The organism is Flavobacterium sp. ACAM 123 (assembly GCF_000264055.1).
Classification (GTDB): Bacteria; Bacteroidota; Bacteroidia; order Flavobacteriales; family Flavobacteriaceae; genus Flavobacterium.
On the sequence record NZ_AJXL01000236.1, the window covers coordinates 1 to 747 of the forward strand.

A 747-nucleotide genomic window follows, 5' to 3' on the forward strand; every position below is an offset into this window, starting at 1 on the left:
CCGTTAGCATATATTTTAGGAAATCGCGTAAATATGACATTACAGGAAGTAAAAACTGAAATTTTAAAACTTGGGAAAATAATATTTGTTTCGGACGATAAATATCCTGATTTTGGTTCATCAAGTCAAAATGGAAATCCACATTTAGAAGTGGATAGTTACGGAAACTTTTATTTTATTGTAGCAGAAAGAAATGAAGAATTTGAACGTCGAATTACCAAAGACTTTCAAGAATTCCTGTTTTGGGTTTTTGAGAATATTACATTTTCCATGGCTTGTGATTATGAATTGAATAACAGAATAGAAAATCAAGATTATAGAATTTTAATGTTTCAAAAACAAGATGAACTTTTGGAAAAATTAGACAATAATTGGGCAAACATTACTAGAAAAAAGCATGAAAAATTATTAATACCGAATGAAGAAACTAAACGCAATAGAAAAGCATATTGTAACAAATTAGAAAGCCAAGGAATAGATATATTAACAGCTTGGACAAAAGCTTGTGAAAAATATCCAACTATTAAAAAAAACATCTGCTAACAGCGGTTTCATGAAATGGCGAGAAACGTGCTTGCATGACAAATTTCTTTCGCAAAAATATTCTATCCTAGTGGAAAAAAATCGGTTACGAAGTTCGCCACTTCATGAAGCCGCAAAACGTCAGGCTGTGAAAAAACTCCGTTTTTCACTTAATTACAGTAAAAAGAATCATTCTACACTTCAAAAGAAGCACCCTAAGCACGC

At 31.2% G+C, this 747-nt stretch carries 1 protein-coding gene; it reads left to right on the top strand.

Going from position 1 to position 747, the window contains the following annotated elements; genetic code table 11:
• Positions 1-543, top strand: a 543-nt coding sequence (locus A3SG_RS0118475; RefSeq protein WP_016991461.1) for an Imm63 family immunity protein, incomplete at its 5' end; no start/stop codon positions are given.
• Positions 544-747: the final 204 nt, after the last annotated feature.